Here is a 17560-nt window from a genome sequence, read left to right as displayed (position 1 = left end):
CCGGGGCGGCCTGGCCCGGCCCGGCCGCCTTCCGCTCAGCCCGCCGGGCGCGGCGCAGGGCCGGCCGCGAGCGTCCGGGGCGTCAGCCGGTCGCGCCGAGGACCACGAGCAGCACCGCGCCGACGAGGGCCGGTGCGATGACCTCGTACGCCCAGCGCACCGAGGCGGTGGGGGCGCCGGGCGCGGGCTTGTCCCCGGCCCGCTCGGACAGCTCGCGCAGGTCCGCGACGGTCTGGTCGGCGGCCGCGGTGCGGGCCTTGGTGTTGCGTACGTCGGCGATCGTGGACGTACGCCGGTACGGGTCGTCCACCGCCTGCCGGGACTGCTGGCGGGCCGCCTTCTTGCGCTGCCGCAGCGACACGGGGACGGCCCAGAGCTGGAACTTCTTGCCCTCGTTCGTGAAGAGCTCGCTCGAATACCCGGCCCGTACGTCGGCCACGTCGCTCCACGGCAGCGTGATCGTGCGGAAGGGGTTGCGGATGCGGATGCGCGCGTCGTTCGCGGCGACCACCGGGCGCAGCGTGAAGGCGACGACCACCGGCACGGCGGTCAGCATTCCGGCGAGCGCCATCCACGGCACCCGGCCGTCGCCCCGGATCAGGGCGTCGCCGCCGATCCCGCAGACGAGCACGAGGAGCAGGACGCCGCCGGCCAGCCCGGCGGGCGACCGGAAGGTCCGGTCGGCGTAGGTGGGCTCGTCGGCAGGCGTGGGGCTCGTCATGAGCCCGATTGTGCCTGACGCGGCGAGGGGGCGCGGCGGCGGCTTGGCCCGCGGCGGAGGCCCGGTGCGGGAACCTCCGGTGACCTGGGTCCCTGTACAGGTCGCTACGCGCGTAGATATGCTCATGTGGTGACCATGCCCACCACCCTCCCCGCATTCGCCGACGCGACGGCGTCCGACAGTGCGCTGCGCCGCTTCCTGCACGGGCTGCCCGGCGTCGACCCGGTCGGACTCGAAGCGCGCGCCGCAGCCCTCGGAACCAGGTCGATCAAGACGACGGCCAAGGCGTACGCCATCGACCTCGCCATCTCGATGATCGACCTGACGACGCTCGAAGGCGCGGACACCCCCGGCAAGGTCCGGGCCCTCGCCGCCAAGGCCGTCCACCCCGATCCCACCGACCGCACGACCCCGCGCACCGCCGCGGTCTGCGTCTACCCCGACATGGCGGCCACCGCGGCCGCCGTCCTGGCCGGCTCCGGCGTGAAGGTGGCGTCCGTGGCGACGGCCTTCCCCGCCGGACGCGCCGCGCTCGACGTGAAGCTCGCGGACGTCCGGGACGCCGTGGCCGCCGGGGCCGACGAGATCGACATGGTGATCGACCGGGGCGCGTTCCTGGCCGGCCGCTATCTGAAGGTGTACGAGGAGATCGTCGCCGTGAAGGCGGAGTGCGGCTCCGCCCGGCTCAAGGTGATCTTCGAGACCGGCGAGCTGTCCACGTACGACAACATCCGGCGGGCCTCCTGGCTCGGGATGCTGGCCGGCGCGGACTTCATCAAGACCTCGACCGGCAAGGTGGCGACGAACGCCACGCCCGCGAACACCCTGCTGATGCTGGAGGCGGTGCGCGACTTCCGCGCGCAGACCGGCGTCCAGATCGGCGTGAAGCCGGCCGGCGGCATCCGCACCTCGAAGGACGCGGTGAAGTTCCTCGTGCTGGTCAACGAGACGGCGGGCGAGGACTGGCTGGACAACCACTGGTTCCGCTTCGGCGCCTCCAGCCTGCTGAACGACCTGCTGATGCAGCGCCAGAAGCTCAGCACCGGCCGTTACTCCGGCCCCGATTACGTGACGGTGGACTGATACCCATGGCATCCGCATTCGAGTACGCACCGGCACCGGAGTCCCGCTCCGTCGTCGACATCGCCCCCTCGTACGGCCTGTTCATCGACGGTGAGTTCACCGACGCGGCCGACGGCAAGGTCTTCAAGACGGTCAGCCCGTCCTCCGAGGAGGTGCTGTCCGAGGTCGCGCGGGCCGGCGCCGACGACGTGGACCGGGCCGTGAAGGCCGCCCGCCGCGCGTTCGAGAAGTGGTCGGCGCTGCCCGGCTCCGAGCGCGCCAAGTACCTGTTCCGGATCGCCCGGATCATCCAGGAGCGCTCCCGCGAGCTGGCCGTCCTGGAGACCCTGGACAACGGCAAGCCGATCAAGGAGACCCGCGACGCGGACCTCCCGCTGGTCGCCGCGCACTTCTTCTACTACGCGGGCTGGGCCGACAAGCTGGACCACGCGGGCTACGGCCCGGACCCGCGTCCGCTCGGCGTGGCCGGCCAGGTCATCCCGTGGAACTTCCCGCTGCTGATGCTCGCGTGGAAGATCGCTCCGGCGCTCGCCACGGGCAACACGGTGGTCCTGAAGCCCGCCGAGACGACGCCCCTGTCGGCGCTGTTCTTCGCGGACATCTGCCGCCAGGCGGGCCTGCCCAAGGGTGTCGTCAACATCCTGACGGGGTACGGCGACGCCGGCCAGGCGCTCGTGGAGCACGCGGACGTGAACAAGGTCGCCTTCACCGGTTCGACCGCCGTCGGCAAGGCCATCGCCCGGAGCGTCGCGGGGACGGACAAGAAGGTCACGCTGGAGCTGGGCGGCAAGGGCGCCAACATCGTCTTCGACGACGCCCCGATCGACCAGGCCGTCGAGGGCATCGTCACCGGCATCTTCTTCAACCAGGGCCAGGTCTGCTGCGCGGGCTCCCGCCTCCTGGTGCAGGAGTCGGTCCAGGACGAGCTGCTGGACGCCCTGAAGCGCCGCCTGTCCACGCTGCGCCTCGGCGACCCGCTGGACAAGAACACGGACATCGGCGCGATCAACTCCGCGGAGCAGCTGGCCCGGATCACCGCGCTCACGGAGACCGGCGAGGCGGAGGGCGCGGAGCGCTGGAGCGCCCCGTGCGAACTGCCCTCGGCCGGCTACTGGTTCGCCCCGACGCTCTTCACCAACGTCACCCAGGCGCACACCATCGCCCGCGACGAGATCTTCGGCCCGGTGCTCTCGGTGCTGTCGTTCCGTACGCCGGACGAGGCGGTCGCCAAGGCGAACAACAGCCAGTACGGCCTGTCGGCGGGCATCTGGACGGAGAAGGGCTCGCGCATCCTCGCGGTCGCGAACAAGCTCCGGGCGGGCGTCGTCTGGGCCAACACGTTCAACAAGTTCGACCCGACCTCGCCGTTCGGCGGTTACAAGGAGTCGGGCTTCGGCCGCGAAGGCGGCCGTCACGGCCTGGAGGCGTACCTCGATGTCCGATAACCGTCTGAGCGTCTTCAAGACCTACAAGCTGTACGTCGGGGGCAAGTTCCCCCGCTCCGAGAGCGGCCGGGTGTACGAGGTGACGGACTCGAAGGGCAAGTGGCTGGCGAACGCGCCCCAGTCCTCCCGCAAGGACGCGCGCGACGCGGTCGTGGCCGCCCGCAAGGCGTTCGGCGGCTGGTCCGGCGCGACGGCGTACAACCGCGGCCAGATCCTCTACCGCGTCGCGGAGATGCTGGAGGGCCGCCGCGAGCAGTTCGTGCGCGAGGTGGCCGAGGCGGAGGGCCTGTCGAAGTCGAAGGCGGCGGCTGTCGTGGACGCGGCGGTGGACCGCTGGGTCTGGTACGCGGGCTGGACGGACAAGATCGCCCAGATCGTGGGCGGCGCGAACCCGGTCGCGGGCCCGTTCTTCAACCTGTCGACGCCCGAACCGACCGGTGTGGTCACGGTCCTGGCACCGCAGGAGTCCTCGTTCCTGGGCCTGGTCTCGGTGATCGCTCCGGTGATCGCGGCCGGCAACACCGTGGTCGTGGCCGCCTCCGCGAAGTCCCCGCTGCCCGCCCTGTCGCTGGGCGAGGTGCTGGCCACCTCGGACCTGCCGGGCGGTGTGGTCAACGTCCTGTCGGGGAAGACCGCGGAGATCGCCGCGCCGCTCGCCGCCCACCAGGACGTGAACGGCATCGACCTGACGGGGGCGGACGCGGAGCTGGCGAAGGAGCTGGAGATCGCGGCGGCCGACAACCTGAAGCGCGTCTCGCGTCCACAGGGTGTGGACGGCGACTGGACGGCCGACCCCGGAACGCACCGCCTGACGGCGTTCCTGGAGACCAAGACGGTCTGGCACCCGACGGGCGCGCTGGGCGCGTCGGGCTCCTCGTACTGACCGCACACGGCGACGGCCCGTTTCCCGGAGACGCTTCCGGGAAACGGGCCGTCCCGCTGCCCGCGGAGAATCAGCCGCGCAGGCCCTCCACGACCGGGCCCACGACGGGCAGGTCCTTGATGGCGCCGCCGCTCGTCAGCGGGTCGGTGACCAGCGCGGTGGAGAGCGGCTTGAAGTCGGCGACCTGGGTGCCCACCGCGTTGTTCAGCGGGTCCGTCCCGGTACCGGCCAGCGGGTCGAGCCGCAGGTGGGTGACGGGCGCGACGCTGTGCTCCAGCGACTGCCCGAGCGCCCCGGTGACCGCGCCGCCGGCCGCCTCGGTGGCCTCCGCGAGGCCGACGTCGGCCCCGGTCTCCTGAACCACGGGCAGCGGGGCGGCCTGCGCCGCCGCACCCCCCGCGCCGAGCGCGGCGCCGACCGCCGTGACGGTCAGCCCTGCGCGCAGCAGGGTGCGGCGCCGGGACTTGGAAAGTGCGTGACGTGCCATGGATTTCCCACCTGATCGGGACGATCGGACCATCGGCCGGGTAATCGACCGAACGCAAAGAGTAGTTGAGGTGTGATGAGGGATACCAACAGGACCTCCGGGGGGTCCCTTGTTCGGGTCAATGCCTCACACTGGTGTCCCGTGAGTTCCCAAGCGCTTTCGACCCGCGTCGTCCTCCTGACGGGCCCCTCCGGCTCCGGCAAGTCGTCCCTCGCCGCCCGCACCGGCCTCCCGGTGCTGCGGCTCGACGACTTCTACAAGGAAGCCGACGACCCCACGCTGCCGCTCGTCGTCGGCAGTACGGACATCGACTGGGACTCCCCGGACTCCTGGGACGCCGACGCGGCCGTCACCGCGATCACGGAGCTCTGCCGGACCGGCCGCACCGACGTCCCGGTGTACGACATCTCCACCAGCTCCCGCACCGGGCACGAGGTCCAGCACATCGGGCGCACCCCGCTCTTCGTGGCCGAGGGCATCTTCGCGGCCGACATCATCGACCGCTGCCAGTCCCTGGGCCTCCTGGCCGACGCCCTCTGCCTGCGCGGCCGCCCCTCCACGACCTTCCGCCGCCGCCTCCTCCGCGACCTGCGCGAGGGCCGCAAGTCGGTCCCGTTCCTGCTGCGTCGCGGCTGGCGCCTGATGCGTACGGAACGCCGCATCGTGGCCCGCCATGTCGCGCTCGGCGCGCACGCCTGCGCGAAGCAGGAAGCGCTGGGCCGCCTGGCGGCGGCTGCTGCGGGCCGGTGCCGTTTGCCGGCGACCCGGTAAGCCCTCCGCCGGTTTCGGTTTCGGGGGCTCCGCCCCCGCGCCCCCGCTCCTCAATGGCCGGAGGGGCTTGGCAGGAATGCGCCGAAGGGTCGGACAGGACCCCCCGGCCCGTCCGACCCCTCGGCTTCCCCGTATCCCCCGAGATACCCCCGTATCCCCCGTTCCCCCCGTAACGACACCACCGCATCCCCCGACGCGGCAGCGCCCCCGTTCCCCCCAGCCTTCAGGCCACCAGCTCGCCGAAGGACTCCTCCTCGTCACGGCCGAAGCTGAGGACCTCGTCCTCGCGCAGCCGGCGGAGCGACCGCCAGATGCTCGACTTCACCGTGCCGACACTGATGTCGAGGATCGACGCGATCTCGGGGTCCGTACGACCCTCGTAGTACCGCAGGACGAGCATCGTGCGCTGCAGCTCGGGAAGGCGCGCCAGCGCCTGCCAGAGCACGGCGCGCAGCTCCGTACCGCGCATCGCGTCCGTGTCGCCCGCCGTCTCCGGCAGCTCCTCGGTCGGGTATTCGTTCAGCTTGCGCCTGCGCCAGGCGCTGATGTGCAGATTGGTCATCGTGCGGCGCAGATAACCGCCGACAGCGGCCTTGTCGCTGATGCGGTCCCAGGCCCGGTACGTCGAGAAGAGGGCGCTCTGGAGCAGGTCCTCGGCCTCGAACCGGTCACCGGTCAAGTGGTAGGCGGTGGCGTACAGGGAGGCGCGGCGCTCCCGGACGTAGGCCGTGAACGCCGCTTCGGCGTCCCCGGACCGCTCCGGTGACTTCCGCTCCCCCGAGTCCTCCCCGTACGCGCTTCCCCCGTTGCCCCCCGCGTCAACCACCGTCATGAATGACGTGTGCTGACGCCCGGCGCCACGAACGCACCCCCGTCCGTTCACTGCGGCGCCGGACTTCTCGGTGCTCCGCCCGACATCGTGGAGACGCGTGACAACTGCGCTTGCGTTGATGCTGTGAGTTGCGTTCATCTCGCGCCCCCCATCGGGTGGAGTCCGTCCGTTCCTTGTGCCAACGAGCTTGCCGGGGCAGTTTCATGGCGTTGTCCGCCGACTGTCACAGGGCTGTCACAGGGCCCGGCGGCGTCACGAATCCGTGCTTCCTGATGCATGGGGGACGTATGGGGCACGCATCAGGGGGGACCAACTGTCGAACTGGGGCGCCCCATGGGTCAGAATGACCAAGTGCCTTTCCTGTTGCTGATCGAGGACGACGACGCCATCCGCACGGCCCTCGAACTCTCGCTGTCACGCCAGGGCCACCGTGTGGCCACCGCGGCGACGGGAGAGGACGGCCTCAACCTGCTGCGCGAGCAGCGCCCCGACCTGGTCGTGCTGGATGTGATGCTGCCCGGGATCGACGGTTTCGAGGTGTGCCGGCGCATCCGCCGCACCGACCAGCTGCCGATCATCCTGCTGACCGCCCGCAGCGACGACATCGACGTCGTGGTGGGCCTGGAGTCCGGCGCCGACGACTACGTGGTCAAGCCCGTGCAGGGCCGGGTGCTCGACGCCCGTATCCGCGCGGTGCTGCGCCGGGGCGAGCGCGAGTCGACCGACTCCGCGACCTTCGGGAACGTGGTGATCGACCGTTCCGCCATGACCGTCACCAAGAACGGCGAGGACCTGCAGCTCACGCCGACCGAGCTGCGCCTCCTGCTCGAACTGAGCCGCCGGCCCGGCCAGGCCCTGTCCCGGCAGCAGCTCCTGCGCCTGGTCTGGGAGCACGACTACCTGGGTGACTCCCGGCTGGTCGACGCCTGTGTCCAGCGGCTGCGCGCCAAGGTGGAGGACGTTCCGTCCTCGCCGACCCTGATCCGTACGGTCCGGGGCGTGGGTTACCGGCTGGACTCGCCGCAGTGAGCACGGCTGTGCGGCGGGGCCTGCGTGCCGGGCTCCGCTGGACCAGCCTGCGACTGCGGCTCGTCATCGTCTTCGGGCTCGTCGCGCTGACCGCGGCGGTCTCGGCCTCCGGCATCGCGTACTGGCTCAACCGCGAGGCCGTGCTGACGCGTACCCAGGACGCGGCGCTCGGGGACTTCCGCCAGGAGATGCAGACCCGGGCCGCCTCGCTGCCGCTGCGCCCCTCCAAGGAGGACCTGCAGTCGGCCGCCGTGCAGATGGCGAGCAGCAGCCCCGGCTACAGCGTGCTCCTGATCGACGAGCGCGACCCGGGCAAGCCCATCGTCGGCAACAGCGACCTGGACACCTTCACCCGCGACAACGTACCGCTGTCGTTGCAGGAGCAGGTGGACCGGAAGCAGCCGGTCAAGGCGGGCAACAAGTACGAGTACCACCTGTTCTGGCAGCGCACCTCGATACGCGGCACGCCGTATCTGGTCGCCGGTACGAAGATCATCGGCGGCGGTCCGACCGGCTACATGCTGAAGTCGCTCGACCAGGAGCGCCAGGACCTCAGTTCGCTCGCCTGGTCGCTCGGGATCGCCACGGCGCTCGCGCTGGTCGGCTCGGCGCTGCTCGCGCAGGCGGCGGCGACGACCGTGCTGCGGCCGGTGCAGCGGCTCGGGGACGCGGCCCGCAAGCTCGGTGAGGGCAAGCTCGACACCCGGCTCGTGGTGTCCGGCACCGATGAACTGGCCGATCTGTCACGGACGTTCAACCGGACCGCCAGTTCACTGGAGAAGAAGGTCGCGGACATGAGCGCCCGCGAGGAGGCCAGCCGCCGCTTCGTCGCCGACATGTCGCACGAGCTGCGTACGCCGCTGACGGCGCTCACCGCGGTCACCGAGGTGCTGGAGGACGAGGCCGACAGCCTCGACCCGATGATCGCGCCCGCGGTGAACCTGGTGGTCAGCGAGACCCGCCGGCTGAACGACCTCGTGGAGAACCTGATGGAGGTGACCCGCTTCGACGCGGGCACCGCCCGCCTCGTCCTGGACGATGTGGACGTCGCCGACCAGGTGACCGCCTGCATCGACGCCCGCGCCTGGCTGGACGCGGTCGAACTGGACGCCGAGCGCGGCATGATGGTCCGCCTCGACCCGCGCCGGCTCGACGTGATCCTCGCCAACCTGATCGGCAACGCGCTCAAGCACGGCGGTTCGCCGGTACGGGTCTCGGTGCGCATCGAGGGCGACGAGCTGGTCATCGAGGTCCGGGACCACGGCCCCGGCATCCCCGAGGACGTCCTGCCGCATGTCTTCGACCGGTTCTACAAGGCGAGCGCGTCCAGGCCGCGTTCGGACGGCAGCGGGCTCGGGCTCTCCATCGCCATGGAGAACGCGCACATCCACAACGGCGACATCACCGCCCGCAACTCCCCCGACGGCGACGGCGCGGTCTTCGTGCTGCGCCTGCCGCGCGACCCCGGGGCGCCGGGCGACGCCGCCGGGGACCACGACGCACCGATACCGGACCACCAGGAGGACGACGCGACGTGAGGCGCAGCGAACGCCGGGGACACCGAACCGCCGCCGCCCTGGCAGGTGCCGCACTCTGTGCCGTACTGGCGGCGGGCTGCGGCATCCGTACGACCTCGGTGCCGGTGGACGCCGGTGCCGCCCCGTCCCGGGTGCCGTGCGCGATGCCCGCCGAGGACGCGGCGTCCCGGGCCCGGCAGGGGATCCCCGTACAGGTGTACCTGGTCTGCGCCTCGCAGCTGGTGACGGTGGACCGGGCGGTGCAGGTCCAGGAGGCCCGGTCGGACCGGCCGGCGGTCGCCACGGAGCTGCTGGACGAGTTGCGCAAGCAGCCGGCCGAGGACGAACGGCAGGCGGGTTTCTCCACCGATGTGCCCGCGACGCTCCGCGTCTCCGGCCCTCGCCCGGGGGACGCGAAGAGCGCGCTGCGGCTCAACGAGCAGCCGGAGGACCTGCCGGCCGAGGCCCTGGCCCAGGTCGTCTGCACCTTCGCGGACAGCGAGGCCCTGACGCCCGGCGAGACGGTGACGCTGGGCGGCCCCGGCGACTATCCGGCCCGCGGCTACCTGTGCACGGCGGAGACGAAGGCGAGCCCGAAGGCGGTGCCGAGCACGGTGGGAGTGCCGTAGGGGCCCCTGGGACCCGCCGTGAGGCAGGTCTCCCCAGGTCCGGCGGAACCGATCCGGCGGCTGTCCGCGTCTAGGGCTTCGTGCGTCAAGGTACGGACGGCCAGGCCGTCATCCGCTTCCGCGCGTTCGGGGTGTCGCTGCTCCTCGCGCATCTGCTGCTCGTCGGGTGGCTCACCCTGCGTCCGCTGGACGTGCCGTGGATGGACGCCGCCAACCTCTCGCCGTTCGCCGGCATCAGGGCCGATCTGTCTCTGGGCCCCGCCGCCGCGTTCCGCCGGATCGGCGGCGGCCTGCTGCTCCTGGCGCCGCTGGGCGTGCTGCTCCCGATGGCCGGGGGCCGGCTGTACGTGTCGCCGTGGCTCTCGCTGGCCCGTACGGTCGCGGCCGGTTCGCTGATCTCGCTGGCCATCGAGCTGGGGCAGACCGGAGTGCCCGGCCAGGTGGTGGACGTGGACTCGCTGTTCCTGAACACGGCGGGGGTCGCCCTCGCGCACGTCCTGGTGGTGCCCGCGTGCCGGGCGCGGTTGCGGCGGCGCGGCGGAGCGCCCCGAACGCATGTGGTGGCGCGCAGGGGGCACGAGGCCCCTCAGGGTTCGACCCCGACGATTTCCGGGGTCGGGATGGCCCCGTAGAGCGACGCTTCGTCCGGTTCGTCGCGGCACGATGGACGTATCGGGAGCACACCGGACTGCTCCCCGCAACGGTTCGCGAAGGAGCCCACCATGGCCGCACTTGCCCGCCCCCGTGACGGACGCATGATCGGCGGAGTGTGCGCAGCGCTGGCGCGGCGTTTCGGCACGTCGGCGAGGACCATGCGCATCATCTTCCTGGTCTCGTGCCTGCTGCCGGGCCCGCAGTTCCTGCTCTATCTGGCGCTGTGGCTGCTGCTGCCGCAGGAGCGGCCGTCGACGTCGGCCGCCTGGTAGCCGTTCCCGTACGCATGCCTGTGGGCGGGCACCCGGTCGGGGTGTCCGCCCACAGGCGTGTTCCGGCTCGGGCTCAGCCGCCGAGCGGCAGACCGTTGGCGGACAGGCCGCTGGTGGTCAGACCGCCGGCCGGCATGCCGCCGAGGAGGCCCTTGACGGGGGTGGTGGCGTCGTCGAGGACCTTGGTCTGGCTGGTGCCGAGGAGCTGGTCGGCGGTGTCCTGGACCGGCAGCGTCGAGGTGGCGTCGGCGACGGCACCGGCGACGGGCAGGACGCTGGTCGCGGTCTCCAGCGGCAGCGCGGAGGCGGACGCGGTGCCGGCGGCGGCAGCGGCGAAAGCGGCACCGAGAGCGGCGACACCGAGAGTCCTGGCAGCAGACTGCTTCATATGACATTCATCCTTGGGGAAGGGGATGTGAGCGGCTATGCAACGTAGTCAGCCGCCACTCCGCTCCGCAAACATGCGACACCACGGAAAACGGCCGGGAAATGTGCTCCCCGGCCGTTCCCCGTACGCCTCCGTCAGCCGGCCGGCGAGGAAGACACGCTGGTCGCAGCGGTCTGCTCGAAAAGCCATTCGGACTTCAGCTCGGCATACCCGGGCTTGATGACGTCATTGATCATCGCCAGACGTTCATCGAAAGGAATGAATGCGGACTTCATTCCATTGACGGTGAACCACTGCATGTCATCGAGCGTGTATCCGAAAGCCTCGGTCAGCTTCTCGAATTCCTGGCTCATGCTCGTGCCGCTCATCAGCCGGTTGTCGGTATTGACGGTGGCCCGGAAGTGCAGCTTGCGGAGCAGCCCGATGGGGTGCTCGGCGTACGAGGACGCGGCCCCGGTCTGGAGGTTGGACGTCGGGCACATCTCCAGCGGGATGCGCTTGTCCCGTACGTAGGAGGCGAGCCGGCCCAGCTTCACGGAGCCGTCGTCTGCGATCTCGATGTCATCGATGATGCGGACCCCGTGTCCGAGCCGGTCGGCGCCGCACCACTGGATGGCCTGCCAGATCGACGGCAGCCCGAATGCCTCGCCCGCGTGGATCGTGAAGTGGTTGTTCTCGCGCTTGAGGTACTCGAAGGCGTCCAGGTGCCGGGTGGGAGGGAACCCGGCCTCGGCGCCCGCGATGTCGAAGCCGACGACGCCCTGGTCCCGGTAGCGGTTGGCCAGCTCCGCGATCTCCAGGGAGCGCGCGGCGTGCCGCATGGCGGTGAGCAGGGCGCCGACGCGGATGCGGTTGCCGTCCCGCCGGGCCCGCCGCTCGCCCTCGCGGAAGCCCTCGTTGACGGCCTCGACCACCTCTTCGAGGGTCAGCCCGGCCTCCAGGTGCTGCTCGGGGGCGTACCGCACCTCGGCGTAGACGACCCCGTCGGCGGCCAGATCCTCGGCGCACTCGGCGGCGACCCGGACCAGCGCGTCACGGGTCTGCATGACCGCGCAGGTGTGGGCGAACGTCTCCAGATACCGCTCCAGCGAACCGGAGTCCGCGGCCTCCCGGAACCAGATGCCGAGTTTGTCGGGCTCGTTCTCGGGAAGCGCGTCGTAACCGGTCGCCGCCGCGAGGTCGACGATCGTTCCGGGACGCAGACCGCCGTCGAGGTGGTCGTGCAGAAGGACCTTGGGGGCACGCCGGATCTGGTCCGGGCCGGGCACGTTGAGGGTCGGGCTCATCATCCAGGCACTGTAGCGCCTACGCGCGTAGAGCGGGCTAGTCGTTGCATAACGGTACGGTCGAGCCTCCCCGCGCCCCGCTGCGTAACAGACCCCGCGAACAGGGGTGGCGGACCCGCGCCCGTCTGACACTGTTACGCCATGGCACAGCGCGCACTCCCCCAGCCCGCGGCACGGCTGGGACGGGCCGTCGGAGCGGCGGCCGGAGCAACAACGGTCGGCGGCGTGGTCCTGCTGCTCCCGGACGGCGAACCGCACTCGCACCGCCGCCCCTCCGCCCTCTCCCACGCCCGCCTGCTCCCGCTGGCCCGCGCCCTGGCCCACGCGGGCCGCACCGACGGCCTCACCGCCCATGTGGTGCGCTATCGCTGCCGCGGCTGGAACGAGGACGCCGCGCACCTCGCGGCGGACGCGGAATGGGCGGTGGACGAGGCCGTACGCCGCTACGGCGACATCCCCCTCTGCCTGGCCGGCCACGGCATGGGCGCCCGGGCGGCCCTCCGCGCGGGCGGTCACCCGGCGGTCGGCGCGGTCCTGGCCATGGCCCCCTGGCTCCCCGGCGACCCGGCCGCCGCCCCCGAACCGGTCAAACACCTGGTCGGCCGCCCGGTCCTGCTGGTCCACGGCACCAACGACACGCGCTGCGCCCCGGACCTCTCCTTCCGCCTGGCCGAGCGCGCCAAGAAGGCCAACCGCGACACCTGCCGCTTCGAGGTCCACTCGGACGGGCACGGGCTACGCCAGCACCGCGCGGAAGTCGCGGCCCTGGCCGCCGACTTCGTACGCGGCACGCTGTTCGGCCACGCGTACGCCCGCCCGGTGACGGACGCCCTGGCGGCGCCGCCGCCGCTGGGACTGCGGATGCCGCTGGCGGTGGGGTTCGGGGAGTCGTTGGGGGTGGGGTGAGGGGGCCGTGACGGCCGCACGCACCCGGCGCCCCCTCACCCCGGCAGCAGACTCCCCCGCCTCCCCAGCAGGAACTTCTTGAACGCCGCCACCGGAGCCGTGTCCGGGTGCCCGTCCAGCCAGGCCACCCCGATCTCGCGCACCGCCCTCGGCGCCGTCACCGTCAGTTCCACCACGCCCGGGCGGGCCACCGCCGGCGGGGGCAGCAGGGCCACGCCCAGGCCCGCCGCCACCAGGCCCCGCAGCGTCTCGGCCTCCTCGCCCTCGAAGGCGACCCGGGGGACGAAGCCCGCCGCCGCGCAGAGGTCGTCCGTGATGCGGCGGAGGCCGTAGCCGGGTTCCAGCGTGACGAACGTTTCGTCGGCGGCTTCGGCGAGGCGGATGCGGCGTCGGGTGGCGAGGGGGTGGTCCTCGGGGACGACCAGCCGGAGGCGTTGTTCGTCGAGGCGGCGGGTGACCAGGTCGGGGGCGTCCGGGACCGGTGAGGTGAGGCAGAGGTCGAGGCCGCCGGCGCGCAGGCGTTCGATCATGGCCTCGCCGTAATTCTGGACGAGCTGGAAGCGGACCCGGGGGTGGTCGGCCCGGAAGGCGCGGATGAGGGCGGGGACGGTCTCGGAGCCCATCGTGTGGAGGAAGCCGAAGGCCACCTTGCCCGCGGTGGCGTCGGCGTCGGCGCGTACCGAGTCGGCGGCCTTCTCCACCTCGGCGAGGGCGCGCTCGGCCGAGCCGAGGAAGGTGCGGCCGGCCGGGGTCAGGGACACCGTGCGGCCCTTGCGCGCGAACAGGGCGACGCCGAGGTCGTCCTCCAGCCGCACCATCGCGCGCGAGAGCGTGGACTGCGGGACGCCCAGCTCCTGCGCGGCGCGCGTCACGTGCTCGTGGCGGGCGACCGCCTCGAAGTACGCGAGGCGCGGTGCGAGGACCGCGCGGATGTCTTCTTCGTAACTGCTCGGTGACAGCCGGGGCTGTGAGCTGTGTTGATGCACCATGGGATTGATTATCAGCTGTTTGTGCATTGGACGCATGAATCGGAAGCGGCATACGTTTTCCGCATGCCTCCCGCCAGTACCGGGGCGTCCACCCTCACCGTGGCCGCCTCGACCCCGTCGTCCCCCGTCACCGACACCACCGACCGGCTCGCACCCGGGCGCCCCGGCTACCGCCGGATGAGCTTCGCCCTCTTCGCCGCCGGTGTCGCGACGTTCGCGCTCCTCTACTCCACGCAGGCGCTGCTGCCCGCCGTCTCCGCGTCCTTCGGCGCGACGGCCGGGCAGGCGAGCTGGACGGTGTCCGCCGCGACCGGGGCGCTGGCGCTGTGCGTGCTGCCGATGAGCGCGCTGTCCGAGCGGTTCGGACGGCGCCAGATGATGACCGCCTCGCTGGTGATCGCGGTGACGGTAGGCCTGTTCGTGCCGTTCGCGCCCTCCCTGGGCTGGCTGATCGCACTGCGGGCGGTCCAGGGCGCCGCACTGGCCGGACTGCCCGCCTCCGCGATGGCGTACCTGGCAGAGGAGGTGCGGCCCAAGGCGCTCGTCGCCGCGATCGGGCTGTTCGTGGCCGGCAACAGCATCGGCGGGATGAGCGGCCGCATCCTCACCGGCTGGATCGCGCAGCTGTGGGGCTGGCGGGCGGCGCTCGGCGCGGTCGGGCTGCTGGCCGTGGCCTGCGCGGTCGTCTTCCACTTCATGATCCCGCGCGCCCGGAACTTCACCCCCGGGACGCTGAACCCGAAGGCGCTCGCGAAGACCGTCGGTTCGCACCTCGCCAACCCGCTGCTGCGGCGGCTGTACGCGATCGGCGCGCTGTTCATGACGGTGTTCGGCGCCGTGTACACGGTCATCGGATACCGGCTCGTGGAGGCCCCGTTCAACCTGCCGCAGGGCATCGTGGGCTCGATCTTCCTGGTGTACCTGGTCGGTACGGTCTCGTCGGCCGCCGCCGGACGGCTCGTCGCCCGGCTGGGCCGGCGGGGCGCGCTGTACCTCGCGGTCTCGACCACGGCCGCCGGGCTGCTGCTCTCGCTGGGCGACCAACTGGCCGCCGTGCTCCTCGGCCTGGTGCTGATCACGGCCGGCTTCTTCGCCGGGCACGCGGTCGCCTCCTCCTCGGTGAGCCGTACGGCGACGACGGGCCGCGCCCAGGCGTCGGCGCTGTACCAGTCGGCGTACTACCTCGGCTCCAGCGCGGGCGGCACGCTCGGCGCGGTGGCCTTCCACACCGGCGGCTGGGCGGGCACGGTCGCGCTGGGACTGCTCGCGGTCCTCGGAGTCGTGTCCATCACGCTGTACGGGACGCGGGCCGCCCGCGCCGAACGGCTGCGGCCCGCCGCCGTGGCGCCCGTACAGAACTGAGACATTCGGCGCACAACCTGTCGCTCCCCTTCGCGCGTCTAGCAGGCGGAATCACCGCAGTGCGCGCGAAGGGGAGTTGGCGTACATGGGAGTCAGGAAGAGCATGCGTAACATTCGGGGCATTACGGGCGTACGGGCGCGGCGGGGACTCGTCCTGTCCGTCGCGGGTCTGACCGCGATACCGGCCTTCGTCCTCGGTACGGGCGGCACCGCGCAGGCGGCGTCCTGCACGACGTCCACGGGCCCGTACCAGAAGCAGGTCGAGAAGTACCTGCATCTGAAGGTGGACGGCAAGCAGTCGTCGGCGGACTGCACGAAGATCCGGTCGTTCCAGAGCACCTACGGGGTCACTCCGGCCATCGGTTACGCGGGACCGGTCACCTGGCGGACGATGCAGACGCTCACCGCGCAGAAGGCGGCCGGCAAGAACCCGAACAAGGCCGGGAAGTGCCCGACCAACAAGGGGCGCATCGCCTGCGTCGACCTGACGCGGCAGATCAGCTGGATCCAGGACGGCAAGAAGCTGAAGTTCGGGCCGGTGCCGGTGCGGACGGGCCGGGACACGTACGAGACGCGGACGGGCGCCAAGAAGATCTACTGGCGTCACAAGAACCACGTGTCGTCCCTCTACCACGTGTCCATGCCGTATTCGCAGTTCTTCGACGGCGGCCAGGCGTTCCACGCGGTCGGCGTGAAGATGTGGAACCCGCCGGGGTCGCACGGCTGCGTCAACATGCGCACCTCGGACGCGAAGTCATACTGGAATCTGTTGAAGAACGGTGACGACGTCTACGTGTACGGCCGCAAGCCGGGGACCTGACGGCTGCCGCTCGCCCGCCCGTTGTCAGTGCCCCGCTGTAGCTTCCGAAGTACTGGACGAAGTGAGCGGTGTCACGGCACGACAGGGTGGATCGGCGATGACTGACATGACAGCGGCGGCAGCGGGTCCCGGTGCGCCGGGCGACATCGACAGCCGGCTGGAGGGGCACCGGGTCGAGCTGACCGGTTACTGCTACCGGATGCTCGGCTCGGCGTTCGAGGCGGAGGACGCGGTCCAGGACACGCTGGTACGGGCGTGGCGCAGCTTCGACAAGTTCGAGGGCCGGTCCTCACTGCGGTCCTGGCTGTACCGCATCGCGACCAACGTCTGCCTCGACATGCTGAACGCGGGCAGGAAGCGGGCCCGGCCGGTCGATCTGACCGGGCCGACCCCGCTCGCGCAGGCCGCGCTCAACCCGCTGCCGGAGAACGCGTGGCTGGAGCCGATGCCGGACGGCCGGATCATCCCGACGACCGACGACCCGGCGGAGGCGGCGGTGGCGCGCGAGTCGGTGCGCCTCGCGTTCGTCGCGGCGCTCCAGCACCTGCCGCCGAAGCAGCGCGCGGTGCTCATCCTGCGCGAGGTGCTGGCGTGGAAGGCGGCGGAGGTCGCGGAACTGCTCGGCACCTCGGTCGCCTCGGTCAACAGCGCCCTTCAGCGGGCCCGGGCGACCCTGACCGACCGCGAGCCCGTGACGGCCGACGCGGCGGACCCCCTGGACGCGGCGCAGAAGGCCCTGCTCGAACGGTACGTGGCGGCGTTCGAGGGCTACGACATGAAGGCGCTGACCGCCCTCCTCCACGAGGACGCGGTGATGACGATGCCGCCCTTCGACCTGTGGCTCCGGGGCCACGACGACATCACCGGCTTCATGACCTCCCTGGGCGCGGCCTGCGCCGGCTCCCGCCTGCTCGCGACCTCCGCCAACGGCACCCCGGCCTTCGCGCAGTACAAGCCGGACCCGGAGGGCCCGGGCTTCCTTCCCTGGGCGGTCCAGGTCATCGACATCTCGGACGGCGAGATCACGGGCCTGCACTGCTTCCTGGACACGGACCGCTGGTTCCCGCTGTTCGGCCTGCCGGACCGCCTGGAGGCGGATGCGGGGTGAGGCGGCGTGCGACCACCCGTCGTCGGGGCGCCGACGCACCGGGGCCGGGGCGCCTCAGGGCGGCCTCTCCGCCAGCTCCCCCAGCCCCACCAGCTCCAGCAACGCCCGTAGTCCCGGTGGCGCTCCGTGCAGGCGCAGGCGGCGGCCGTCGGCCCGTCGGGCCGTGAGGGACAGGCGGGCCAGGGCCTCGATCGTCGTCAGGTCCGGGTGGGCGACCGCGCTCGCGTCGCAGACCGCCTCCGTGGCCGGGGACGCCGTCAGGGCCGCCGCCAGCTCCGTGCAGAGGCGGGGGACATCGGCCCGGGTGAGGGGGTCCGGGAGGACGACGACGGCCGCCGGCTGCTCGGGGTTCATATCCAGGCAGACCGGCGGCGCGCC

The 17560-nt window shown here is 71.8% G+C and carries 20 protein-coding genes; 13 read left to right on the top strand and 7 right to left on the bottom strand.

The genetic code is table 11. The annotated features are described in order from the left end of the window. Positions 1-82: 82 nt before the first annotated feature. The gene (locus tag ACFZAT_RS02260) at positions 83-721 is read right to left on the bottom strand and encodes a PH domain-containing protein (protein WP_391258796.1); all 639 of its coding nucleotides are present in this window, start codon (positions 719-721) and stop codon (positions 83-85) included. Between the two features lie 135 nt (positions 722-856). Here ACFZAT_RS02260 and deoC point away from each other — a divergent pair, with 135 nt between their 5' ends. From deoC to ACFZAT_RS02245, 3 genes are read left to right on the top strand one after another with little or no spacing between them, the layout of a single operon-like run. Beyond that, complete coding sequence (gene deoC, locus ACFZAT_RS02255) at positions 857-1804, top strand: deoxyribose-phosphate aldolase (protein WP_391260194.1); 948 nt, start codon at positions 857-859, stop codon at positions 1802-1804. 5 nt (positions 1805-1809) lie between these two features. Then, entirely contained in the window at positions 1810-3249 is a 1440-nt protein-coding gene (locus ACFZAT_RS02250; RefSeq protein WP_391258793.1) for an aldehyde dehydrogenase family protein, read from the top strand. Next, positions 3239-4132, top strand: coding sequence for an aldehyde dehydrogenase family protein (locus tag ACFZAT_RS02245; RefSeq protein ID WP_391258791.1), 894 nt, complete (start codon positions 3239-3241; stop codon positions 4130-4132). Before ACFZAT_RS02250 ends, ACFZAT_RS02245 begins: the two co-directional genes overlap by 11 nt. A 70-nt stretch (positions 4133-4202) precedes the next feature. On the opposite strand, the gene ACFZAT_RS02240 is transcribed toward ACFZAT_RS02245, so the two are convergent. Next, positions 4203-4619, bottom strand: a complete 417-nt coding sequence (locus ACFZAT_RS02240) for a hypothetical protein (RefSeq protein WP_391258788.1) — start codon at positions 4617-4619, stop codon at positions 4203-4205. 177 nt (positions 4620-4796) lie between these two features. Here ACFZAT_RS02240 and ACFZAT_RS02235 point away from each other — a divergent pair, with 177 nt between their 5' ends. After that, positions 4797-5390, top strand: coding sequence for a uridine kinase (locus ACFZAT_RS02235; RefSeq protein WP_391260191.1), 594 nt, complete (start codon positions 4797-4799; stop codon positions 5388-5390). A gap of 223 nt (positions 5391-5613) precedes the next feature. On the opposite strand, the gene ACFZAT_RS02230 is transcribed toward ACFZAT_RS02235, so the two are convergent. Beyond that, positions 5614-6360, bottom strand: coding sequence for a SigE family RNA polymerase sigma factor (locus ACFZAT_RS02230; RefSeq protein WP_073964294.1), 747 nt, complete (start codon positions 6358-6360; stop codon positions 5614-5616). A gap of 213 nt (positions 6361-6573) precedes the next feature. Here ACFZAT_RS02230 and afsQ1 point away from each other — a divergent pair, with 213 nt between their 5' ends. The 5 genes from afsQ1 to ACFZAT_RS02205 all read left to right on the top strand — a co-directional run bounded on the left by afsQ1 (position 6574) and on the right by ACFZAT_RS02205 (position 10323). Further along, positions 6574-7251 carry a two-component system response regulator AfsQ1 gene (gene afsQ1 / locus ACFZAT_RS02225; RefSeq protein WP_026171255.1) on the top strand — a complete coding sequence of 226 codons (678 nt, stop codon included), beginning with the start codon at positions 6574-6576 and terminating at the stop codon, positions 7249-7251. After that, positions 7248-8789 carry an ATP-binding protein gene (locus tag ACFZAT_RS02220; RefSeq protein ID WP_391258784.1) on the top strand — a complete coding sequence of 514 codons (1542 nt, stop codon included), beginning with the start codon at positions 7248-7250 and terminating at the stop codon, positions 8787-8789. The genes afsQ1 and ACFZAT_RS02220 overlap by 4 nt, the downstream gene beginning before the upstream one ends. Continuing rightward, positions 8786-9397 carry a hypothetical protein gene (locus tag ACFZAT_RS02215; protein WP_391258781.1) on the top strand — a complete coding sequence of 204 codons (612 nt, stop codon included), beginning with the start codon at positions 8786-8788 and terminating at the stop codon, positions 9395-9397. The genes ACFZAT_RS02220 and ACFZAT_RS02215 overlap by 4 nt, the downstream gene beginning before the upstream one ends. An 80-nt stretch (positions 9398-9477) precedes the next feature. Next, positions 9478-10029 carry a VanZ family protein gene (locus tag ACFZAT_RS02210; RefSeq protein WP_391258778.1) on the top strand — a complete coding sequence of 184 codons (552 nt, stop codon included), beginning with the start codon at positions 9478-9480 and terminating at the stop codon, positions 10027-10029. 90 nt (positions 10030-10119) lie between these two features. Continuing rightward, positions 10120-10323, top strand: coding sequence for a PspC domain-containing protein (locus ACFZAT_RS02205; protein WP_391258775.1), 204 nt, complete (start codon positions 10120-10122; stop codon positions 10321-10323). 73 nt (positions 10324-10396) lie between these two features. Here ACFZAT_RS02205 and ACFZAT_RS02200 read toward each other — a convergent pair whose 3' ends face one another. Both ACFZAT_RS02200 and ACFZAT_RS02195 read right to left on the bottom strand, forming a co-directional pair. Continuing rightward, a complete protein-coding gene (locus tag ACFZAT_RS02200; protein WP_391258772.1) occupies positions 10397-10711 on the bottom strand; it encodes a hypothetical protein in 315 nt (104 codons plus the stop codon). Positions 10712-10845: 134 nt separating this feature from the next. Then, positions 10846-12000, bottom strand: a complete 1155-nt coding sequence (locus ACFZAT_RS02195) for an adenosine deaminase (protein WP_391258769.1) — start codon at positions 11998-12000, stop codon at positions 10846-10848. Between the two features lie 138 nt (positions 12001-12138). On the opposite strand from ACFZAT_RS02195, the gene ACFZAT_RS02190 reads away from it, so the two are divergent. Further along, positions 12139-12903: a prolyl oligopeptidase family serine peptidase gene (locus ACFZAT_RS02190; RefSeq protein ID WP_391258767.1), complete on the top strand. Its 765-nt coding sequence runs from the start codon at positions 12139-12141 to the stop codon at positions 12901-12903. 35 nt (positions 12904-12938) lie between these two features. On the opposite strand, the gene ACFZAT_RS02185 is transcribed toward ACFZAT_RS02190, so the two are convergent. After that, a complete protein-coding gene (locus ACFZAT_RS02185) occupies positions 12939-13892 on the bottom strand; it encodes a LysR substrate-binding domain-containing protein (RefSeq protein ID WP_391258765.1) in 954 nt (317 codons plus the stop codon). Positions 13893-13955: 63 nt separating this feature from the next. On the opposite strand from ACFZAT_RS02185, the gene ACFZAT_RS02180 reads away from it, so the two are divergent. The 3 genes from ACFZAT_RS02180 to ACFZAT_RS02170 all read left to right on the top strand — a co-directional run bounded on the left by ACFZAT_RS02180 (position 13956) and on the right by ACFZAT_RS02170 (position 17182). Beyond that, entirely contained in the window at positions 13956-15254 is a 1299-nt protein-coding gene (locus ACFZAT_RS02180) for an MFS transporter (RefSeq protein ID WP_391258762.1), read from the top strand. Positions 15255-15357: 103 nt separating this feature from the next. Then, positions 15358-16074, top strand: coding sequence for a L,D-transpeptidase family protein (locus tag ACFZAT_RS02175; RefSeq protein WP_391258759.1), 717 nt, complete (start codon positions 15358-15360; stop codon positions 16072-16074). A gap of 97 nt (positions 16075-16171) precedes the next feature. Next, positions 16172-17182, top strand: coding sequence for an RNA polymerase subunit sigma-70 (locus ACFZAT_RS02170; protein ID WP_391258756.1), 1011 nt, complete (start codon positions 16172-16174; stop codon positions 17180-17182). A 54-nt stretch (positions 17183-17236) separates the two neighbouring features. Here the strand turns inward: ACFZAT_RS02170 and ACFZAT_RS02165 are convergent, their stop codons facing one another. Beyond that, positions 17237-17536, bottom strand: a complete 300-nt coding sequence (locus tag ACFZAT_RS02165; RefSeq protein ID WP_391258754.1) for an STAS domain-containing protein — start codon at positions 17534-17536, stop codon at positions 17237-17239. Positions 17537-17560: the final 24 nt, after the last annotated feature.

The sequence above is a fragment of the Streptomyces sp. NPDC008163 genome (genome assembly GCF_042956885.1).
Taxonomy (GTDB): domain Bacteria; phylum Actinomycetota; class Actinomycetes; order Streptomycetales; family Streptomycetaceae; genus Streptomyces; species Streptomyces drozdowiczii_A.
The sequence above is the reverse complement of the archived record's forward strand: the minus strand, read 5'-3'. Positions and strand labels throughout refer to the sequence as shown.